Source organism: Mesorhizobium sp. M2A.F.Ca.ET.039.01.1.1 (assembly GCF_003998035.1).
Classification (GTDB): Bacteria; Pseudomonadota; Alphaproteobacteria; order Rhizobiales; family Rhizobiaceae; genus Mesorhizobium.
Window position 1 is genome coordinate 1 of sequence record NZ_RZRY01001305.1, and the last position, 937, is coordinate 937.

At 69.8% G+C, this 937-nt stretch carries 2 pseudogenes; both read right to left on the reverse strand.

What is annotated here, in order from left to right:
- A pseudogene (locus EOA24_RS39470) lies at positions 1-637 on the reverse strand (hypothetical protein); the annotation flags it as partial.
- Positions 634-937: pseudogene (locus EOA24_RS39475) on the reverse strand (chemotaxis protein MotC); the annotation flags it as partial. The pseudogenes EOA24_RS39475 and EOA24_RS39470, both read right to left, overlap by 4 nt.

Sequence of the window (937 nt, forward strand, 5' to 3'; positions counted from 1 at the left end):
GACAGATTCCGGTGTCGCTGCGGCCGGGAATGTCGAGGGCCATATCCGCCGTCACCGGCTTCTGCCCGAAGTCGGGCCCGGATGCTTCAGCGGCCGTCGAACGGGCGGATCGCGACTGCGGCTCGGCGGAACTGCCGACCGGCGCGCGCTTGCCAATGCGCAGTTGCAGCTTCAGTGCCTCGTGCTCGCCGGCGCCCTCTCCATCGGCAGCCGAACCGTTCCCGCCCGCGCCCGACGATTGCGCGAAGTGCTTCATGTCGCTCAACGCCATCAGCAACGGCAAGCGGTCCTGCAGCGGCACGGAATCGTTGGCTTGGGCCGTGGCATCCTTGTCGGTCGTCGGCTTCGCCTCATCGGCCCGGGCGGCCGCGGCCCTCGTGGACTTTCCCGCGGCTTTCTGCGAGCCGGTTTTCCCTTGCGGATCCTGGTCAGGCTCCTGCTTGCCGTTGTCGGCCGCCGAGCGCTTTGCCAGATGAGCGCCCGGCAATACGGTCGCGTGCTTGTCCTGCGGCCGATCGGGCTTTTCCGTCTCGCGCACCATCTCGCCGAAACTCTGATCCTTGTCCTTGTCGCCGGCGGCGTGCTGCCGGGGCTGGGCCGAAGCGAAGCCCGGCAGGGTCTGGTTGACGCTGGTCATTTGGGGGCTGCTCCGAGGAGTTGGTCGATCTGGTCGAGCTGCCGGCGCGTGCTGGCCACCGCGGCGTCGATGGGGTCTTCCGCCTTCGAGGCCGTCGGTGCGGAGGCCTGGACCACTGGCGCGGCGTCAGCTTGCATGGGAGCGGCGGCCGGCGTTTCATCCGCTGTTCGCGCCAGTGGCTCGGCAGACGGCGGCGAAGCCGCGGGCCGAGTGTCCTTCGCCGGATCGCCCGACGCGACCGGCGGATCGCTTGACGCGACCGCTGGCTGGTCGGGCATCGCTCCTTCCACCGGCGGCAGG